Raw genomic sequence first — 18,154 nt, forward strand, 5'->3', positions numbered from 1 at the left:
CGGGCCGGGGCGAGTTGGGACGCGGACGCCGCTGGCGCCGGAGTACGGGCCGCAGTGGGGTGTTGTTGGCGCGGAAGTACATCCGGGCCAGGCCCTCGGCGGCGATCTGCCGGAGCTGGTCCTCTCCGGCGCCCTGCTCCCGTGCGCTGAACAGCTGGTCGGCGTACTCGGGCGGCAGGGCCTGGGTGATGTCCCGAATCCGGGCATCGTCGGTCGTGCCCCGACGGCTTCGAAGCCGAAGCGGGCGCCGGGGCCGGGGTGATCAGGCCCGGGTGCCCATGACCACCGTGGCGTACCGGTCCTCGCAGGCCACCTGGGGTGTGAGCCCGTCGGCGGCGACGATCCCGGCGGCCGTGTCGGCCTGCCGCTCGCTGGTCTCGAACAGCAGGCAGCCGCCCGGGGCCAGCCAGGCCGTCGCCTCGGCGGTCACGCGCCGCAGCACGTCCAGCCCGTCCGCGCCGCCGTCGAGCGCGACCCGCGCCTCATGGACCCGCGCCTCGGCGGGCAGGAACGCGACCTCCTCGGTGGGGACGTACGGGACGTTGGCGAGCAGGACGTCGATCCGGCCCCGCAGCGCGCGCGGCAGCGGCGTGTACAGGTCTCCCTCGTAGACCCGGCCCCCGGCCGCGGCGACGTTGCGGCGCGCGCACCGCACGGCGGCGGGGTCGATGTCGGCGGCGTGCAACTCTGCGCGGTCGAGCGCCGCCACGAGCGCCGCGCCCAGTGCGCCGGAGCCGCAGCACAGGTCGACGACCACCGCGCCGGGTGGCGCGAGCGCCTCGGCCCGTTCGACGAGGAACTCGGTGCGGCGGCGCGGTACGAACACCCCCGCGTCCACGGCGTACCGCACGCCACGGAACTCGGCCCAGCCGAGGACGTGTTCCAGCGGGTGTCCGGCGATCCGCCGCTCGACCATCGCGTCGAGCTCCTGCGGCGTGCGCGCGGCGGAGCGGAGCAACCCCGCCTCGTCCTCCGCGAAGACGCACCCCGCGGCCCGGAGGGCGGAGACGACGGTGTCGGGGGCGGCGCCCGTGTGGGCGGGGTCTATGGGGTGTACGGCCATGGGAAAGCCTTTCGAGAGCCGTGGGCGCTCTCGCGGACTGTGTCCCTACGAGCCGTGAGAGGAGAGCACCCGGTCTGACGTGGCGTTAACGGGTCTCACCTCCTTGGTTCCTCGGTCGTCCTGCTGACGAATTCCCCCACCCTACACAAGCGTTCACGCGGTGGAAGGGCCGCCCGGCGCCGGCTCGTCCGCCACCCTGTCGAGCGCCCGGGACAGCCGCTCCAGCGCCCGCGCGGTCTCGTCGAACGCCTCCTCGCCCAGCTCGGCGGCGAGGCGGGCCGCCAGGTCCGCGTGGCCCGGGTTTATGCGGGCGACGGACTCCCGGCCCAGCTCCGTGGGGGCGAGGAGCTTCGCACGCCGGTGCGCCGGGTTCGGCTGGTACTCGGCGAGGCCCTCCGCGACCAGCAGGTCGGCGATCCGCTGGACGCTCTGGCGCGTGATGCCCATGGCGCGGGCGATCCCGGAGACGGGCAGCGGCTCCCGCAGGACGGCTCCGAGGACCTGCCACCACGCGGCGGTGAGCCCGGCGGGACGGGCCAGCTTCTCCGAGACGGCGAGCAGCTGGCCGTTCAGCCGGAAGACCCCGAGCGCGGTGCGGCTGAGGAGCTCCTGGAGGTGCCGTTCGACCGGGGTCACGCGTTCAGCTCCTCGTAGGCGGCGGGGTCCGAGTCGTGGAACAGCCGGTACCAGGCGTCGAGCTTCGCGCCCCCGAACGCGCCCATCCTGCCGAGCACCTCCCGCGCGAACGCCACCGGCTCCGTGGGCCCGGCCGTGATCAGGTCCCCGTCGGTGACGGCGTCCGCCTCGACGTACTCCTCGCCTCCCTTGTAGCCGGTCGCGGCGAGGTAGAAGGGGGCCGCGCTCGTGTGGCGGCGCCCGTCGAGCAGCCCCTCGCGGGCCAGCCCGGCGGTCGCCCCGCATATCGCGGCCACCGGCACGCCCGCGTCCAGGAACGCGCGCGCCTTCGCCGCGAACGGCGCCAGGTCGTCGGAGGTGTCCCACAGGTCGGCGCCCGTGAGGATGAGCAACGAGCTGTCCTCGGGCCGCAGCTCCGCCAGGGCCAGGTCCGGTGTGATGCGCAGACCGCCGATGGTGGTCACGGGGTCGGTGGTGGGGCCGACCGTGCGGACGTCGAAGCCGCTGCGCGCCAGCCAGGCGGTGGCATGACCGGTCTCCCAGTCGGCGAAGGTGTCGTAGACGGCGAGGTGAACGGTCCTGGGCGAACTCTCGGCCGAGGTCTCGGACGAGTACTTGGTCGAGACCTCGGCCGAGTTCTTGGTCGAGCTCTCGGGTGAGGTGGTGCCGGTCATGGTGGCCTCCCGTGCGTCACACACGTCGCACACTCGTGCGGGATATGACTACATGCTGTCATCTCGACAGAATGCTGTCAACGAATTTCCGTGGGCCCGAGCATCTCGTCCTCGTCGTAGCCCAGCTCGTCCTCGATGCCGAGCTCCACCGCCGCGTTCCACCGCAGCACACCGGGATGGTCGCCCGTGGCCACCGCGCGCAGCACCGCCTCCGCCTCGGCGGTGCGGATGCCCCCGAGCGCGTGGACGCACTTCAGGCTCAGCGTGAAGTACGGCGCGTCCGCGCCCGACTCCCGCCGCCCGTCGATCAGCGCCGCCAGCGCCGGGACGGCCTCCACGGCCCCGATCTCACCCGCGATGTCCACCAGATCCTCAAGGAGGCCCCCGGCCCCACCAGCCCCACCCGCCCCGTCAACGCCACCCGCCGCGCCCGACGCGATCACCGGCACCACGACCTCCGCCAGACCCTCCGGATGCAGCTCCGCCGCCAGCAGCGCGAACCTGACGAAGCGCGCCCAGGCCCCGGCCCCCGCCAGCACCCGCAGCCACTCCAGCACCTCCCGAGACGCCGCACGCGGCTCGGCCGCCGCCACCTCCGCCGCCTTCTCCCGGCCGACGTAACCGCCCCTCAGCAGGGCGTCGACCCGTTCGACGACCCCCTCGGCACACTCCACTCCGCCGCCACCCCCGACACCTTGCCGACCCCCGCGCCTTCCGCCATACAAGATGGCCATACCAACCTCCACCAGCACATCTTTACCCTGGGCCGCATGACCCCTCATGCCGATCCCGCCGCCCACGCCGATCCGCAGGCCGGCGCCGCCGTCAAAGCCGCCGACCGCGCGCACGTCTTCCACTCCTGGTCCGCCCAGGGTCTGATCGACCCGCTCGCCGTCGCCGGCGCCGAGGGGGCGTACTTCTGGGACTACGACGGCAACCGCTACCTCGACTTCACCAGCGGCCTCGTCTACACCAACATCGGCTACCAGCACCCCAAGGTCGTCGCGGCCATCCAGGAGCAGGCCGCGAAGATGACGACCTTCGCGCCCGCCTTCGCCATCGACGTACGCTCCGAGGCCGCACGCCTCATCGCCGAGCGCACCCCGGGCGACCTCGACAAGATCTTCTTCACCAACGGTGGCGCCGAGGCCGTCGAGAACGCCGCACGCATGGCCCGGCTGCACACCGGGCGCCCCAAGATCATGAGCGCCTACCGCTCGTACCACGGCGCCACCTCCACCGCGATCAACCTCACCGGCGACCCGCGCCGCTGGGCCTCCGACACCGCCACCGCCGGTGTGGTGCGCTTCTGGGCGCCGTTCCTCTACCGCTCGCCGTTCTACGCCGAGACCGAGCAGCAGGAGTGCGAGCGCGCCCTGCAGCACCTGGAGGACACCATCGCCTTCGAGGGGCCGGCCAGCATCGCTGCGATCATCCTGGAGACCGTCCCCGGCACCGCCGGGATCATGGTCCCGCCGCCCGGCTACCTCGCCGGCGTCCGCGAGATCTGCGACCGGTACGGCATCGTCTTCATCCTCGACGAGGTCATGGCCGGCTTCGGCCGCACCGGCGAGTGGTTCGCGGCCGACCACTTCGACGTCGTACCGGACCTGCTGACCTTCGCCAAGGGCGTCAACTCCGGGTACGTGCCGCTCGGCGGCGTCGCCATCTCCGCCGAGATCGCCGCCACCTTCGACAAGCGGCCCTACCCCGGCGGCCTCACCTACTCCGGCCACCCGCTCGCGTGCGCGGCCGCCGTCGCCACCCTCCAGGTCATGGCCGACGAGAAGGTCGTCGAGAACGCCGCCCACCTCGGCGAGCACGTCCTCGGCCCCGGCCTGCGCGAGCTCGCCGAGCGCCACCCCTCCGTCGGCGAGGTGCGCGGCCTCGGCGTCTTCTGGGCGCTCGACCTCGTCCGGAACAAGGAGACGCGCGAACCGCTCGTCCCGTACAACGCGACCGGCGAGGCCAACGCGCCCATGGCCGCCTTCGGCGCCGCCGCCAAGAAGCACGGCCTGTGGCCCTTCATCAACATGAACCGCACCCACGCCGTCCCCGCCTGCACTCTCACCGAGGCCGAGGCCAAGGAGGGCCTCGCCGCCCTCGACGCGGCGCTCGCGGTCGCGGACGAGTACACCGAGCACGCAGCGTAACGATCTGGAACGCGCCCCCTCCGGCTGGCTTAAGGTGTCCGGAACCGGACGGAGGGGGCCAGAACCATGCCCGCGAGCGGAGGTGTGACCCGCAACACCCTGCGCCAGCAGATCGCGGACGCGCTGCGTGACGAGGTGCTCGCGGGGCGTCTGCAGCCCGGGCAGGAGTTCACGGTCAAGCAGATCGCCGAGCAGTACGGGGTGTCCGCGACACCCGTCCGCGAAGCGCTCGTCGATCTGGCCGCGCAGGGCCTCCTCGACTCCGACCAGCACAAGGGCTTCCGCGTGCACCAGTTCTCCGTCGACGACTACCGGGGCATGGTCGAGGCCCGCGCGCTCATCGTGGACGGGGTCTTCAAGCGGCTCACCGTCCACGTGCACGCCGTGCAGGGCGCGCCGCTGGTGTCCGTGCGCCGGCGCGCGGAGGAGGCCGCGCGGGCGGCGCGCGCCGGGGACCTGGACATCCTCATCGGCTACGACCTGCGCTTCTGGCGCGAGCTCAGCGGCTTCGTGGCCAACCGTTACATCGGCGACTTCCTGCACCGGCTGCGCGTCCAGGCCTGGGTGTTCACCGTGCCCCACCTGCGCGCCGACCGGCGCGCCTGCGACTGGCTGTGGAGCGGCCACGAGGAGCTGGTGAACGCGGTGACGCTCGGCGACCCGGACGCCGTCATGGCCGTGATCGACGCCTACAACGCGCACGCGCTCGCCTGGGCCGACCACCTGGAGGGGCTGGAGGGCGTGGAGCGCCCCGAGCGCCTGGACGGACCGGAGTACCCGGAGCGCCGGGAGCACGGCGACGGCCCGGGCGGTATGCGCCCGTGACCGACCTCAGCGTCGTCGTCCCGGCGTACAACGAAGAAGCCCGCCTGCGTCCCACCCTCGACGCCATCCGCGCCCACCTGACTGCCGACCCCGGCCGCTGGGGCGACTGGGAGGTCATCGTCGTCGACGACGGCTCGACCGACGCCACCGCGCGCGTGGCCCGGGACTTCGCCGCCGAAGAGCCGCGCGTCCACGTCATCACCGGCCTCGACAACCGCGGCAAGGGCCACGCCCTGCGGCGCGGCGTCCTCGCCTCCTACGGGCGCCGCGTGCTCGTCACCGACGCCGACCTGGCCACGCCCATCGAGGAGCTGGACCGGCTCGACAAGGAACTCACCGCGGAGGGCGCGGACGCCGCCATCGGCTCACGCGCACACCCCGACTCCCGCATAGAGGTCCACCAGCACCGTCTGCGCGAGTGGCTCGGGCGGATCGGAAACCGGTTCATACGGGCCGTGGCCGTACCCGGCGTACGCGACACCCAGTGCGGCTTCAAGCTCTTCGACGGCGACAAGGCCCGCGCGGCCTTCGCCGACTCCCGCCTGGACGGGTGGGGGATCGACGTCGAGATCCTGCGCTTCTTCCGGCAGGCCGGCTGGCCGGTGACGGAGGTGCCGGTGCGCTGGTCCCACCAGGCGGGCTCCAAGGTGGCGCCCCTGGACTACGCGCGCGTGCTGGCCGAACTCGTGACGCTGCGCGCCCGCTCCGTCCGGCGGACGGACCTGGCCGTGGCCGGCCTCTTCGTCCTCGCCTCCGTCCTCCTCTACCGGGGCCTGTGGGCGGACCTGGACCGCGCCTACCTGGCCGACGCGGGCCAGGACCAGAACCAGTGGGAGTGGTTCTTCGCGGTCACCGCCGACAACGTGGTCCATCTGCGCAACCCGCTCTTCACCACCGTCCAGAACTACCCGGACGGCGTGAACCTGATGGCCAACACGGTCATGCTCGGTCTGTCCGTGCCCCTGACCCCCGTCACGCTCGCCCTCGGCCCGACCGTCACCTGGGCCCTCGTCCTCACCGGCGGCCTGGCCGCCACGGCCTGCTCCTGGTACTGGCTGCTCGCGCGGCGGGTCGTACGCAACCGGTGGGCCGCCGCGACCGGCGCCGCCCTCGCCGCCTTCGCGCCGCCGATGATCTCCCACGGCAACGCCCACCCCAACTTCCTGCTCCTCTTCATGATGCCGGTCCTGATCGACCGGGCCCTGCGCCTGTGCGAAGGGCGGGCGGTCGTCCGCGACGGGGTGCTGCTCGGGCTCTTCGCGACGTACCAGATCTTCCTCGGCGAGGAGCCGCTGCTGCTCGCCGCCGTCGGCATGCTGCTCTTCGCCCTCTCGTACGCGCTCGCGCGCCGCGAGGTGGCCCGGGCGGCGTGGCGGCCTCTGCTGAAGGGCCTGGGCGTGGCCCTGGCGGTCTGCCTGCCGCTGGTGGCCTTCCCCCTGTACTGGCAGTTCTTCGGCCCGCAGAGCTACCACAGCGTCCTCCACGGCCCGAACGCCGGCAACGGCCCGCTCGCCTTCCTGGAGTTCGCCGGACGGTCGCTCGCCGGGGACGAGGCCACGGCGGACCGGCTCGCCATGAACCGCACCGAGCAGAACGCCTTCTACGGCTGGCCGCTCACCGCCCTCGCCTTCGCCATCGCCGTACGCCTGTGGCACCGGCCCCTGGTGAAGGCGCTGACCGCCACGGCGGTGTGCGCAGCGCTGCTGTCGCTCGGCCCGCGCGTCCGCATCCCGTACACGGACGTCGTCGTCCCCGGGCCGTGGCGACTTCTCGCCGAGAAGCCGCTCTTCGAGTCGGTCATCGAGTCGCGCGTGGCGATGATCTGCGCACCGGTGCTCGGCATGCTGGTGGCCCTCGCCGTGGACCGCCTCGCGGCCTCCCGGACCCCTGCGTACCGGGTCGCGGGCCTCGCGGCGGTGGCGCTCGCGCTGCTGCCGATCCTCCCGACGCCGTACCCGGTGCGCGAACGGGCCCCGGTCCCCGGCTTCCTCGCGTACGGCGCCTGGCGGCAGTACCTGGGGCCCGGCGAGTCGATCGTGCCGGTGCCCCTGCCGGACCCGGGCAGCGCGGACGCCCTGCACTGGCAGGCGCAGACCGGCTTCGGCTTCCCGGTGCCCGGCGGGTACTTCAACGGGCCGTACGGGCCCGAACGGATCGGGATCTACGGCGCCGTGCCGCGCCACACCTCCAACCTCCTGCGGGAGGTGCGCTGGAGCGGCCGCGTCCCGGCGATCGGCCCGCGCTGGCAGGAGCAGGCCCGGGCGGACCTGGCGTACTGGCGGGCGGGCGTGGTCGTCCTCCCGTCGCAGTACAACGAGGGGCCCCTTTACGAGACCGTGTCCAAGCTTCTGGGGCGACCTGGTGAGCGGATCGCCGGTGCGTGGGTATGGGACCTGCACTGAAGCTCCTCAACTCCAACTAGGCTTCCTTGGCTGTCCCGAACTGTCCTGACGTGCCCTTCGTGAGGAGAGCGAGTGTCCCTTGGCCTGTGACCTGTGGTTGGTCCCACTCGTCGACGTGCTGTGCCACAGCCCCGACAACCCCTTCGCGGAAGAGATCGCCGCCTACGACAAGGCGCTGCGCGAGGCGGGCCTGCCGACCGTGCCCGTCTTCGCCTACATGCCCGGCCTGTCGGGCGACGTGGCGCCGGTCGCCGGGTTCGACTACGACGCCCTGCACTTCCTGCGCCGGGCGTACCTGCTGCAGATCTGCGGGCTCGCCGTGACCCCGGTCGACGAACTGGGCGGGGACTACGAGCAGTTGCTGGAGATGTTCGAGTCGACGGCCCAGCAGTCGCACCTGGTGTGGCACTACGACCACGCGGGCGCGTACGTCCCCGTCGACTTCCCCGCGCCGCTGTCCACCGAGGAACTGCTCGCGGGCGGCGGGCCGCTCGGCTCGGCGCAGGGCCTGCTGCGGGAGCTGGAGTACGTCGCCCCCTCGATCGGCATCGACCCGGCGAACCCGCCCGCCGCGCCGCTGCCACCGGAGCGGCCCACGTCGCTGGAGGAGCCGGCGGGGCCGATCCCGTACGACGAGAGCCCCTTCGCGCGGGAGCGGCACGTGTGGCTGGGGCTGCACGCGGCGGCGACGCGGAGCCTGGGGCAGGGCTCGATGATCATCTTCAGCTGAGCGCCGCGCCACCGTGAGAGCCCCCCGGGACCGGCCCTACCGCGGCTCCGGGGGGCGCTGGCGCGGCATGTTCGGGCGGGTGCCCGGCGGAAGGGGGAACCGTCCCGGCAGGGGCGGTGCGTCCTGCCGGGCCGGGGTCGGGAGGGTGGACTGCATCACCAGCGGCGCCGAGCCGGAGCGGAACTCCACCATCCACTCCGCCGTCTCCGTACGCACCAGCTCCGTCACGTCCTCCGCGAACCGGCGCAGCACCCCCAGGCACCGCTCCGCCGCCTCGCTCGCCGTGCCCTCCGTCGGGCCCAGCACCTCACGGATGGACTCCGAGGCCCAGTCGAACTGCAGCGCCTGCAGCCGGCGCTGGACCGCCTGCGCGGTCGCCACGTCCCGCATCCAGCCCGACGTGAGCCCGAAGTACCGGTCGCAGATCAGACAGGCCGCCGCGGCCAGCAGGGAGACGTACCCCCACTCCCAGTGGCCCAGCAGCGGCAGTGCGGCGCCGACGACCGCGCCCAGCGCCGTACCGACGCGCAGGGCACGCGCGCAGCGGCGCTTCCAGACGCGGTCGGAGAGGTACCACTCGGCCGTGCGGAGCGCGTTCGCCTCGACCCAGCGGTACAGCTCGTCCAGGCGCTGAGCAGGCTCGCCCCAGTCCCCCAGCGGAAACGGCCGTCCGGTCAGATCGCCGCCGTACCCCTCCGGGCTTTCGCCCTCCCCCCGGGCGGGGCCCCCGGGCTGCATCTCCGGCTGGCTCACCGGGGCACTCCTCTGCGCTCAACGTGACATATCGATGACGTGACGTGCGGTGACCTACGGTGCGCGGGGTGCGCATGCCCCCTTCCTACCGCCGAATGGGGGGTCGACGGCCGGGAATCCCGGTATTTCCGCCCGCAAGAGGGTCTTGATCAGGTGGGGGGCGCGCCCGTTTTTCACCCGAAGGAGTGGCACCCCATGGATGAGGCACACCGTCCGGCGACCACGTAGGCTCGGCATACCGAATATTCATCGTCATACTCATCGCGAAATGCCAGGAGTGCCCGTGATTCCCGGTGGCGGCCAGCCCAACATGCAGCAGATCCTCCAGCAGGCCCAGAAGATGCAGCAGGACCTCGCCCGCGCCCAGGAGGAGCTGGCGCGCACCGAGGTCGACGGTCAGGCGGGAGGCGGTCTGGTGAAGGCCACCGTCACCGGCTCCGGCGAGCTGCGCTCCCTGGTCATCGACCCCAAGGCGGTCGACCCCGAGGACACCGAGACCCTCGCGGACCTCGTCGTCGCCGCCGTACAGGCCGCGAACGAGAACGCGCAGCAGCTGCAGCAGGCCAAGCTCGGCCCGCTGGCCCAGGGCCTCGGCGGCATGCCGGGCCTGCCCTTCTAGGCCGGGCCCGCCTGGGCCGGCCCGCCCCTCCGGGCCGGGTCATCGGGGCCGGGTCCTCCGGCCCTTCTAAGTCGCCCGTCCAGCAACTACCGTAAGCATCACAGCACTCCAGGAGAGGCTTTCCGTGTACGAAGGCGTGGTTCAGGACCTCATCGACGAACTGGGCAGACTGCCCGGCGTCGGTCCCAAGAGCGCCCAGCGGATCGCCTTCCACATCCTGCAGGCCGAGCCCACCGACGTACGCCGCCTCGCCCACGCCCTCCTGGAGGTCAAGGACAAGGTCCGGTTCTGCGCGGTCTGCGGCAACGTCGCCCAGGAGGAGCGGTGCGGCATCTGCCGTGACCCGCGCCGGGACGACGCGGTCATCTGCGTGGTGGAGGAGCCGAAGGACGTCGTCGCGATCGAGCGCACGCGCGAGTTCCGCGGGCGGTACCACGTCCTCGGCGGCGCGATCAGCCCGATCGAGGGCGTCGGCCCGGACGACCTGCGCATCCGGGAGCTGCTGGCGCGACTCGCCGACGGTACGGTCACCGAGCTGATCCTGGCGACCGACCCCAACCTGGAAGGGGAGGCCACCGCGACGTACCTGGCGCGGATGGTCAAACCCATGGGCCTGAAGGTCACGCGCCTCGCCAGCGGGCTCCCCGTTGGCGGAGACCTGGAATACGCCGACGAGGTCACGCTCGGGCGAGCGTTCGAAGGGAGACGACTCCTCGATGTCTGACGCCACTCTGCACGCGCACACGCTGGACCCGGACAGCTTCGCGGTCCAGATCGCCGACTCGATCGAGTCCTTCATCGTCGCCACCACGGAAGTGGCCAAGGGGGACGAGCCCGACAGCGCGGTGCCCTTCCTGCTGCTGGAGGTCTCCCAGCTGCTGCTCGCGGGCGGCCGGCTGGGCGCGCACGAGGACATCGTCCCCGACGAGCGGTACGAACCGGACGCCGGCCCGGACATGGACGTCGACGAGCTGCGCGAGCGGTTCGCGACGATGCTGGACCCGGTGGACGTCTTCTCGGAGGTCTTCGACCCGTACGAGCCCCGCAAGGCGCCCGTGCCGTTCCGGATCTCCGACAACCTCGCCGCCATCATCATGGACCTGCGCCACGGGCTCGCCCACTACCGCGCGGGCCGCACCTCCGAGGCGCTGTGGTGGTGGCAGTTCTCGTACTTCTCCAACTGGGGCCCGATGGCCTCGGCGACCTTGCGCGCGCTGCAGTCGCTCGTCTCGCACGTGCGCCTGGACCAGCCGCTGGAGGAGCTGGACGGGCTCGACACGGACGAGGACCTCGCGGAGGACGCCCTCGCGGAGGAGGCGGGCCGGGTGATGGCCCGGGAGATCGCGGGCCCGCTGGGCATCCATCCCGCTCCGTAGCCCGGCGGACGGCCCCTCCGGGCGGATCACGCATTCCAGGTCGTACGGACCCGGTCGCGCAGCCAGCTGTGCGCCGGGTCCGCGTCGTTGCGCGGGTGCCACGCCATGCCGAGCGCGACCGGCGGCAGCTCCAGCGGGACCTCGAAGGTGTGCAGGCCGAGCGCTGCGGCGGCGCGGGCCGGTGTGAGGCACACGAGGTCGGTCTCGCGGCACAGGAACAGCGCGGCGGACCAGCTCGGTACGGTGGCGACGACCCGGCGCCGCAGGCCCAGGGCGGCGAGCGCCTCGTCGGCCGGGCCGCGCACCCGGCCCTGCCGGGAGACCCCGACGTGCTCCGCGGCGGCGAAGGCGCGCGCGGTGACCTTCGTGCGGACGGCGGCCAGGGGATGCCCGGGGCGTACGGCGCCCACGAGGCGTATCTCGCCGAGAGCCTCCACCCGCGTCTCCGGGTCGGGGTGGCCGATCACCCCCAGCTCCAGGTCGAGCCGGCCGTCCCGCAGCGCCGGGGTGCCTTCCAGGCTTTCCGGCAGGAAGCGGAGGGTGGCGCCCGGTGCCTCACGGGCGACGGCCGTGATCAGCCGGGCGGCGAACCCGGCCAGGACCAGGTCGCTCGACTGGACGGTGAACGCGCGCACCATCTTCGCGGGATCCGCGGCCGGCGCGGGGACGAGGAGCCCGCGCGCCTGCCGGACCACGGCGCGCACGCGGGGACGCAGCTCCACCGCGCGCGGTGTGGGGACGAGGTGCCGTCCGGCGCGTACGAGGACGGGGTCGCCGAGCGCGGCGCGGATGCGGCCCAGGGTGCGGCTCATGGCGGGGGCGGAGACGTGCAGGCGGGCGGCGGCGCCGGTGACGCTCTCCTCTTCGAGGAGGGCGTCGAGGGCGAGCAGCAGGTTCAGATCGAGGGATTCCACGTGTGACTCCGATCACCGGTTCCGCCGGCGGTCCGCGACACCAGCTCGTGCTTTGCGTACGACGCAAACACACCTTGCCGGCGTTGCACTGGAGTCAATCGCCCGGCCTCCGGAAGCTGAGCCCATGACCGAGATGAACGATGTCCTGGCGGTGGTGAGCCAGAGCGGCCCCACCGTCGCCTTCTTCGACGCGGTGACCTACGAGCGGCTCGGCGAGGTCGCCGTACCGTCCGAACCGCACGAGCTGTGCTTCGACGCGGCGCGGCGCCGGCTGTACTGCACGATCACCTACCGCTCCGGCTACTACCACGCCAACACCGGCCGGGCGCGCGAGCTCGTCGTGATCGACCCCGACGAGCGCCGGGTGGTCGACGTCGTCGACCTGGCGCCCGAGTGGGCGCCGCACGGGCTGGCCCTGGACCCGGCGGGCGAGCTGCTGTGGGTGAGCGTCGAGGCGTACGGCGACGAGGAGGGCGCCCTGGTCGCACTGGACGCGCGGTCGCTGAAGCCGGTGCGCCGGGCGGCGGTCGGGGCGCCCGGGCCGCACTGGTTCGTGCTCACGCCGGACGGCCGGCGTGCGTACACGGCGAACAAGGAGGCGCCGTTCGTGTCGGTCGTCGACGTCGAGTCGGGCGCGCTCGTGGACCGTATCGAGGTGCCGGGCGGCAGCGAGGGCATCACGGTGTCGCCGGACGGGCGGTACGTGTACGCGGCCGGGCCGAAGGGCGACTTCGGCCCGGGCCCGGCGCGAAGCCCCGGGGTCCGGGTCATCGACACCGCGACCGGCGCCGTCGTCCGCACGCTGCCGACGGAGGGGGTCGTCTTCCCGGTGCACGTGACGTCCACCGGGCTCCTGCTGGCGGGCGAACTGCGCATGACGGCGGGCGGATCCGCATTGGGCAGCCAGGGCCCGGGACTGCTGCACGTGTACGACGGCTTCGAGGAGCGCACGCGGGTGGTGGTGGGCGCCTTCCCGCTGACGATCACCTCCTCGCCGGACGGCCGGTACGGATACGTCGCCGCGGTCTCGTCGTCCACGGTGACGGTGGTGGACCTGGGGGAGTGGGCGGTCGTCACGACGCTGGAGGTCGGCAGGTCCGGGGAGCCGGGGGCGCACGGCATGGCCTACGTCCCCTGCCGCGCGCCCCGCGATGCGGAGTGAGCCCGTCGCCGAGTGAACCCGTCGCCGAGTGAGCCCGCCGACGAGTGACCCCCCACACATTCCGCGTACGGCCGCCGGGGAGGGGCAGGCGCCAGCCCGAGCGGCCGTGGGGTCGTCCCCGGGTGCTGGGGCGGATCGCACGCTGAGCGGGACATCTCACCATGTGATATCGGAGAGGCGATTCCCGGCCGCTCGTTAGACTGAGCTGACCGCAAACGGACTGAGCGAGGAGCGCACGTGGGCCTTGTCGTGCAGAAGTACGGAGGCTCCTCCGTTGCCGATGCCGAGGGCATCAAGCGCGTCGCCAAGCGAATCGTCGATGCCAAGAAGAACGGCCACCAGGTGGTCGTCGTGGTTTCGGCGATGGGCGACACGACGGACGAGTTGATCGATCTCGCCGAGCAGGTATCCCCGATCCCTGCCGGGCGTGAGTTCGACATGCTGCTGACCGCCGGGGAGCGTATCTCCATGGCCCTGCTGGCCATGGCGATCAAAAACCTGGGCCACGAGGCCCAGTCGTTCACCGGCAGCCAGGCGGGCGTCATCACCGACTCGGTCCACAACAAGGCGCGCATCATCGATGTCACGCCGGGCCGGATCCGTACGGCGCTGGACGAGGGCAACATCGCCATCGTCGCCGGCTTCCAGGGTGTGTCGGCGGACAGCAAGGACATCACCACCCTCGGGCGCGGCGGGTCGGACACGACCGCCGTCGCGCTCGCCGCGGCGCTGGACGCCGAGGTATGCGAGATCTACACCGACGTCGACGGTGTCTTCACCGCCGACCCCCGGGTCGTGAAGAAGGCCCGGAAGATCGACTGGATCTCCTTCGAGGACATGCTGGAGCTCGCCAGCTCCGGCTCCAAGGTGCTGCTGCACCGCTGCGTCGAGTACGCACGCCGTTACAACATCCCGATCCACGTCCGGTCCTCCTTCTCGGGGCTCCAGGGCACGTGGGTCAGCAACGAACCGCGAGGGGACCGCAAGGTGGAGCAGGCCATCATCTCCGGTGTCGCCCACGACACCTCCGAGGCGAAGATCACCGTCGTCGGGGTGCCGGACAAGCCGGGCGAGGCCGCCGCGATCTTCCGCACCATCGCGGACAACGAGATCAACATCGACATGGTGGTGCAGAACGTCTCCGCCGCGTCGACCGGGCTGACGGACATCTCCTTCACGCTGCCGAAGGCGGAGGGCCGCAAGGCCATCGACGCCTTGGAGAAGCGCAAGGACGTCATCGGCTTCGACTCGCTGCGCTACGACGACCAGATCGCCAAGATCTCGCTCGTCGGCGCGGGCATGAAGACGAACCCGGGCGTCACGGCCGGCTTCTTCGAGGCGCTGTCCGACGCGGGCGTGAACATCGAACTGATCTCGACGTCCGAGATCCGCATCTCGGTCGTGACCCGCGCCGACGACGTCAACGAGGCCGTCCGCGCCGTCCACACCGCCTTCGGCCTGGACAGCGACTCCGACGAGGCCGTCGTCTACGGAGGCACCGGCCGGTGATTCCGGTGATGGCGGGCTCCGCGCGATGAGCGGCAAGCCGACGCTCGCGGTCGTCGGAGCGACCGGGGCCGTCGGCGCCGTCATGCTCCAGATCCTGTCGCAGCACGCCGACGTCTGGGGCGACATCCGCCTGGTCGCCTCCCCCCGCTCGGCCGGCCGCAAGCTGGCCGTGCGCGGGGAGGAGACCGAGGTCCTCGCACTCGCCGAGGAGGCGCTGGACGGCGTCGACGTGGCGCTGTTCCTGGTGCCGGAGGAGATCGCCGCCCGCTGGGCGCCGGTCGCCGCGGCCAAGGGCGCGGTCGTGGTGGACGCCTCGCCCGCCTTCCGGGCGGACCCGGACGTCCCGCTGGTGGTCCCGGAGATCAACCGGCACCGCGTACGCGCACGGCCGCGCGGGATCGTCGCCTGCCCCGGCGACACCACGCTGGCGCTCATCGTGGCGGTCGGCGCGCTGCACGCCGAGTTCGGCGTCGACGAGCTCGTCGTCTCCACCTACCAGGCCGCCAGCGGCGCCGGGCACGCGGGCGTCGAGACCCTGCGCGCGCAGACGCTCCGTGTCTCCGGCGCGGAGCTGGGGACCACCCCCGGCGACGTACGCAGGGCCGTCGGCGACGACACCGGGCCCTTCCCCGCCCCGCTCGCGCTCAACGTGGTGCCCTGGGCCGGGTCGCTCCAGGAGGGCGGCTGGTCCTCGGAGGAGCTGCGCCTGCGCGACGAGACGCGCAAGGTCCTGGACCTGCCGCAGCTGCGGGTGACGGCCACCTGCGTCCGCGTACCCGTCGTGACCACGCACTCCGTCTCCGTCCACGCGCGCTTCGAACGCGAGGTGACCGTCGCCCGGGCGCACGAGATCCTCGCCACCTCGCCGGGCGTGGTGCTGTACGACGACCCGGCCGCCGGGGACTTCCCGACCCCCGCCGACGTCGTGGGCACCGATCCCACGTGGGTCGGGCGCGTACGGCGGTCGTTGGACGACCCCCGGGCCCTGGAGCTGTTCGTGTGCGGCGACAATCTCCGCAAGGGTGCCGCGCTGAACACGGCTCAGGTGGCGGAGGTCATCGCCGCGGAATTGTCGGTGCGCTGAGCTGCACTCTTTGTAGGATCTGTGAACGCCCTGTGAGCAAGTCTTCGGACCGTACCGCTTGAACTGGGGCGATGGCATGTTCGACGATGCTTCTCCCCCTTGCTGCAACCGGTGGTCGGGCGGGAAGCGTCTACGCGGTCGCCCCTGACGCGCCGCTGCGCGAAATGGGCAAAGGGGAAGAGCGAGTACGCATGAGGGCAATCGACGCACCGTTCGCACGGTCAAAACCGGTGGCGTGCGCGTACAACCCTGACGGGGGGCAGCGTGTCCAACAGGCGTGGCACAGGTACTCGACATCACAGCGGCGGTCCCGCTCCGCGGCGCGGCCGTGGCCCCGCTGCGCCCCGGCGGCGGGCCGGCGCAGCCGCTCCGGCGGCCCCGTCAGCGCCGTCAGCCCGGCGGCATGCCGGTGATCGCGCCCATGCCCGCAGCTAGGCGCACCACCCGCATACCGTCCCCCCGCGGCGCCGCCGAGGCCGCCGGCACCGCCGGCGTACCGGGTGCGGCCGCGACCGCGACCGCCGCGGCCGGGACGACCGTCGACCACCTCACCGAGACCTACCGCGCCCACTACCGGTCGCTGCTGGGTCTCGCCGCGCTGCTGCTGGACGACACGGCCTCCTGCGAGGACGTCGTCCAGGAGGCGTTCATCCGCGTCCACTCGGCCCGCCGGCGCGTACGCGACCCCGAGAAGACCCTCGCGTACCTGCGGCAGACCGTGGTCAACCTGTCCCGGTCCGCCCTGCGCCGCCGCATACTCGGGCTGAAGCTGCTCTCCAAGCCGATGCCCGACATGGCGAGCGCCGAGGAGGGCGCGTACGACCAGCTGGAGCGTGACGCGCTGATCAAGGCGATGCGCGGGCTGCAGCGCCGACAGCGCGAGGTACTGGTGCTGCGGTACTTCGCGGACATGACGGAGGCGCAGGTCGCCGAGACGCTGGGCATATCGCTCGGGTCGGTGAAGGCGTACGGCTCACGCGGCATCGCGGCGCTGCGCGTCGCCATGGAGGCCAACGCATGAGCGAGCCGCACAAGGGCGAGGACGGGTTCGAGCAGTACGGGCCGGACGGACCGTTGCACGTGAACGACCACCGGACTGGGAACGGAATTGTGAACGACGGCGACCGCCTGGGCGGTCTGCATGGACTGGGCGGCCTGGACGCCCAGGATGGTTTCGGCGAAGACGAACTGGCCCTGCGCCGGATGCTCCAGGGCGCGGTGGGGGACCTCCGGCCCTCCGACGGAGCCCTCGACCACCTGCGCAAGGCGGTGCCCGCGCGCCGGGCCCGCAAGCGGCAGGCCCTCGTCGGCATGGCGGCCGCAGCGCTGCTCTTCGGTACGGCGGTGCCCGCGTTCGTCCACGTGGCGAGCTCCGGCGGCACCTCCGACGACCGCCCGGTCAACGCCGGGCACGGCGAGGACGCCCAGGGCGGCACGGGCGAGGAGACCGGCGGCGAGGGCGGCGAGGCCGGCCCCGGCGGCGGTGTCACGGGCGGCGGCGAGGGCCCGGGCGGCCCCGGCGGCAGCGGCCGCGGCGACGCGCAGAAGCCGCCGGAGTCCGCCTCCGGCGCCGCGGACGGCACGGTCGGCGGCGGGCAGGTCCCCCCGACCCACTCCGTGCCGCCGAGCACACCGGTGTGCGCGGCGGACCAGCTGGCCGTGGCCACGGCACAGGCCGGGGAGCCGGACGCGGAGGGCAAGGTGTACGGCACCTTCCGCATCGCCAACGTCTCCGGTGGCGACTGCGCCATCCCCGGTGACGGGACCATCGGCGTCCGGACGAGCGGCGCGGCCGACAGCGCGAAGATCACGCGCGTCCGCCACATGCCGGGCGACGCGGCGACCGGCCTTCCGGACCCCTCGGGCCCGGCGGACGGGCCGCTGCTGCTGAAGCCCTCGGGTTCGTACGAGGTGAGGTTCGCCTGGGTGCCGAGCGAGACGTGCCCGACGACGCCGCCGGACGGCGGCCCCTCCCCGGACCCGAGCCCCTCGGCCGACGGGGGCGCGACCTCGACCGGCTCCAGCGGCTCGGACGGCTCGACCGGCACGGCCCCGGAGGGCACCGAGCCCCAGCTCGCCACGGAGGACGGCACTCCGGCGGACGGCAGCGTCACGATCACCCACACCCCGGACGCGGGCTCGCCGACGGCCGAGGCCACGATCCCGAACGCCTGCGCGGGCACGGTGTACTACACGGCAGCGCGGGTCGCGCAGTAGCCGCTCGTCCACCTGTCGGTGGGGCCGGGCCCCGGTG

18 protein-coding genes are annotated in these 18,154 nt (G+C 72.9%); 12 read left to right on the forward strand and 6 right to left on the reverse strand.

Translation table 11 applies throughout. The features are described from left to right. Nucleotides 1–262: 262 nt before the first annotated feature. The 4 genes from ACZ42X_RS10945 to ACZ42X_RS10960 all read right to left on the reverse strand — a co-directional run bounded on the left by ACZ42X_RS10945 (nucleotide 263) and on the right by ACZ42X_RS10960 (nucleotide 3,047). On the reverse strand, nucleotides 263–1,063 hold the full coding sequence (locus ACZ42X_RS10945) for a putative protein N(5)-glutamine methyltransferase (protein WP_468286897.1): 801 nt from the start codon (nucleotides 1,061–1,063) through the stop codon (nucleotides 263–265). Between the two features lie 153 nt (nucleotides 1,064–1,216). Further along, entirely contained in the window at nucleotides 1,217–1,699 is a 483-nt protein-coding gene (locus tag ACZ42X_RS10950; RefSeq protein WP_361426094.1) for a MarR family winged helix-turn-helix transcriptional regulator, read from the reverse strand. Beyond that, a complete protein-coding gene (locus ACZ42X_RS10955; protein ID WP_468286900.1) occupies nucleotides 1,696–2,373 on the reverse strand; it encodes a type 1 glutamine amidotransferase family protein in 678 nt (225 codons plus the stop codon). The genes ACZ42X_RS10950 and ACZ42X_RS10955 overlap by 4 nt, the downstream gene beginning before the upstream one ends. Before the next feature lie 77 nt (nucleotides 2,374–2,450). Next, on the reverse strand, nucleotides 2,451–3,047 hold the full coding sequence (locus ACZ42X_RS10960; protein ID WP_468286903.1) for a hypothetical protein: 597 nt from the start codon (nucleotides 3,045–3,047) through the stop codon (nucleotides 2,451–2,453). 96 nt (nucleotides 3,048–3,143) lie between these two features. Between ACZ42X_RS10960 and ACZ42X_RS10965 the strand changes: the two genes are divergently transcribed. The 4 genes from ACZ42X_RS10965 to ACZ42X_RS10980 all read left to right on the forward strand — a co-directional run bounded on the left by ACZ42X_RS10965 (nucleotide 3,144) and on the right by ACZ42X_RS10980 (nucleotide 8,483). Beyond that, a complete protein-coding gene (locus ACZ42X_RS10965) occupies nucleotides 3,144–4,526 on the forward strand; it encodes an aminotransferase class III-fold pyridoxal phosphate-dependent enzyme (RefSeq protein ID WP_468286906.1) in 1,383 nt (460 codons plus the stop codon). 66 nt (nucleotides 4,527–4,592) lie between these two features. Beyond that, nucleotides 4,593–5,351, forward strand: coding sequence for a GntR family transcriptional regulator (locus ACZ42X_RS10970; protein WP_468286909.1), 759 nt, complete (start codon nucleotides 4,593–4,595; stop codon nucleotides 5,349–5,351). Then, nucleotides 5,348–7,753: a dolichyl-phosphate beta-glucosyltransferase gene (locus tag ACZ42X_RS10975; protein WP_468286912.1), complete on the forward strand. Its 2,406-nt coding sequence runs from the start codon at nucleotides 5,348–5,350 to the stop codon at nucleotides 7,751–7,753. Before ACZ42X_RS10970 ends, ACZ42X_RS10975 begins: the two co-directional genes overlap by 4 nt. A gap of 79 nt (nucleotides 7,754–7,832) precedes the next feature. Then, nucleotides 7,833–8,483, forward strand: a complete 651-nt coding sequence (locus ACZ42X_RS10980; protein WP_361426076.1) for a hypothetical protein — start codon at nucleotides 7,833–7,835, stop codon at nucleotides 8,481–8,483. A gap of 36 nt (nucleotides 8,484–8,519) precedes the next feature. Here ACZ42X_RS10980 and ACZ42X_RS10985 read toward each other — a convergent pair whose 3' ends face one another. Further along, complete coding sequence (locus ACZ42X_RS10985; protein WP_468286915.1) at nucleotides 8,520–9,236, reverse strand: SLATT domain-containing protein; 717 nt, start codon at nucleotides 9,234–9,236, stop codon at nucleotides 8,520–8,522. A gap of 283 nt (nucleotides 9,237–9,519) precedes the next feature. On the opposite strand from ACZ42X_RS10985, the gene ACZ42X_RS10990 reads away from it, so the two are divergent. The 3 genes from ACZ42X_RS10990 (at nucleotide 9,520) to ACZ42X_RS11000 (ending at nucleotide 11,231) form a co-directional block, all read left to right on the forward strand. Beyond that, nucleotides 9,520–9,855, forward strand: coding sequence for a YbaB/EbfC family nucleoid-associated protein (locus ACZ42X_RS10990; RefSeq protein ID WP_361426348.1), 336 nt, complete (start codon nucleotides 9,520–9,522; stop codon nucleotides 9,853–9,855). A gap of 124 nt (nucleotides 9,856–9,979) precedes the next feature. Continuing rightward, entirely contained in the window at nucleotides 9,980–10,579 is a 600-nt protein-coding gene (gene recR, locus ACZ42X_RS10995; RefSeq protein ID WP_189549944.1) for a recombination mediator RecR, read from the forward strand. Next, nucleotides 10,572–11,231 (forward strand): DUF5063 domain-containing protein, encoded by a 660-nt coding sequence (locus ACZ42X_RS11000; protein ID WP_468286920.1) that lies wholly within the window; start codon nucleotides 10,572–10,574, stop codon nucleotides 11,229–11,231. Before recR ends, ACZ42X_RS11000 begins: the two co-directional genes overlap by 8 nt. Nucleotides 11,232–11,257: 26 nt before the next feature. On the opposite strand, the gene ACZ42X_RS11005 is transcribed toward ACZ42X_RS11000, so the two are convergent. Further along, the gene (locus ACZ42X_RS11005; RefSeq protein WP_468286922.1) at nucleotides 11,258–12,145 is read right to left on the reverse strand and encodes a LysR family transcriptional regulator; all 888 of its coding nucleotides are present in this window, start codon (nucleotides 12,143–12,145) and stop codon (nucleotides 11,258–11,260) included. 124 nt (nucleotides 12,146–12,269) lie between these two features. Here ACZ42X_RS11005 and ACZ42X_RS11010 point away from each other — a divergent pair, with 124 nt between their 5' ends. The 5 genes from ACZ42X_RS11010 (at nucleotide 12,270) to ACZ42X_RS11030 (ending at nucleotide 18,117) form a co-directional block, all read left to right on the forward strand. Continuing rightward, complete coding sequence (locus tag ACZ42X_RS11010; protein WP_468286925.1) at nucleotides 12,270–13,307, forward strand: YncE family protein; 1,038 nt, start codon at nucleotides 12,270–12,272, stop codon at nucleotides 13,305–13,307. Nucleotides 13,308–13,544: 237 nt separating this feature from the next. Further along, on the forward strand, nucleotides 13,545–14,816 hold the full coding sequence (locus ACZ42X_RS11015; protein ID WP_468286927.1) for an aspartate kinase: 1,272 nt from the start codon (nucleotides 13,545–13,547) through the stop codon (nucleotides 14,814–14,816). A 25-nt stretch (nucleotides 14,817–14,841) separates the two neighbouring features. Then, nucleotides 14,842–15,900, forward strand: a complete 1,059-nt coding sequence (locus ACZ42X_RS11020; RefSeq protein WP_468286930.1) for an aspartate-semialdehyde dehydrogenase — start codon at nucleotides 14,842–14,844, stop codon at nucleotides 15,898–15,900. Nucleotides 15,901–16,177: 277 nt separating this feature from the next. After that, the gene (locus tag ACZ42X_RS11025) at nucleotides 16,178–16,921 is read left to right on the forward strand and encodes a SigE family RNA polymerase sigma factor (RefSeq protein WP_468286932.1); all 744 of its coding nucleotides are present in this window, start codon (nucleotides 16,178–16,180) and stop codon (nucleotides 16,919–16,921) included. Beyond that, entirely contained in the window at nucleotides 16,918–18,117 is a 1,200-nt protein-coding gene (locus ACZ42X_RS11030; RefSeq protein WP_468286935.1) for a hypothetical protein, read from the forward strand. The genes ACZ42X_RS11025 and ACZ42X_RS11030 overlap by 4 nt, the downstream gene beginning before the upstream one ends. Nucleotides 18,118–18,154 lie beyond the last annotated feature (37 nt).

This window comes from Streptomyces sp. NPDC030862 (genome assembly GCF_055571835.1).

Bases quoted from the DNA above. Each gene is read 5' to 3' on its own strand.
- ACZ42X_RS10955 (WP_468286900.1), bottom strand. From the start codon at position 2,373: ATGACCGGCACCACCTCACCCGAGAGCTCGACCAAGAACTCGGCCGAG.
- ACZ42X_RS10965 (WP_468286906.1), top strand. From the start codon at position 3,144: ATGACCCCTCATGCCGATCCCGCCGCCCACGCCGATCCGCAGGCCGGC.
- ACZ42X_RS11010 (WP_468286925.1), top strand. From the start codon at position 12,270: ATGACCGAGATGAACGATGTCCTGGCGGTGGTGAGCCAGAGCGGCCCC.
- ACZ42X_RS10945 (WP_468286897.1), bottom strand. From the start codon at position 1,063: ATGGCCGTACACCCCATAGACCCCGCCCACACGGGCGCCGCCCCCGAC.
- ACZ42X_RS11030 (WP_468286935.1), top strand. From the start codon at position 16,918: ATGAGCGAGCCGCACAAGGGCGAGGACGGGTTCGAGCAGTACGGGCCG.
- ACZ42X_RS10970 (WP_468286909.1), top strand. From the start codon at position 4,593: ATGCCCGCGAGCGGAGGTGTGACCCGCAACACCCTGCGCCAGCAGATC.
- ACZ42X_RS11020 (WP_468286930.1), top strand. From the start codon at position 14,842: ATGAGCGGCAAGCCGACGCTCGCGGTCGTCGGAGCGACCGGGGCCGTC.
- ACZ42X_RS11000 (WP_468286920.1), top strand. From the start codon at position 10,572: ATGTCTGACGCCACTCTGCACGCGCACACGCTGGACCCGGACAGCTTC.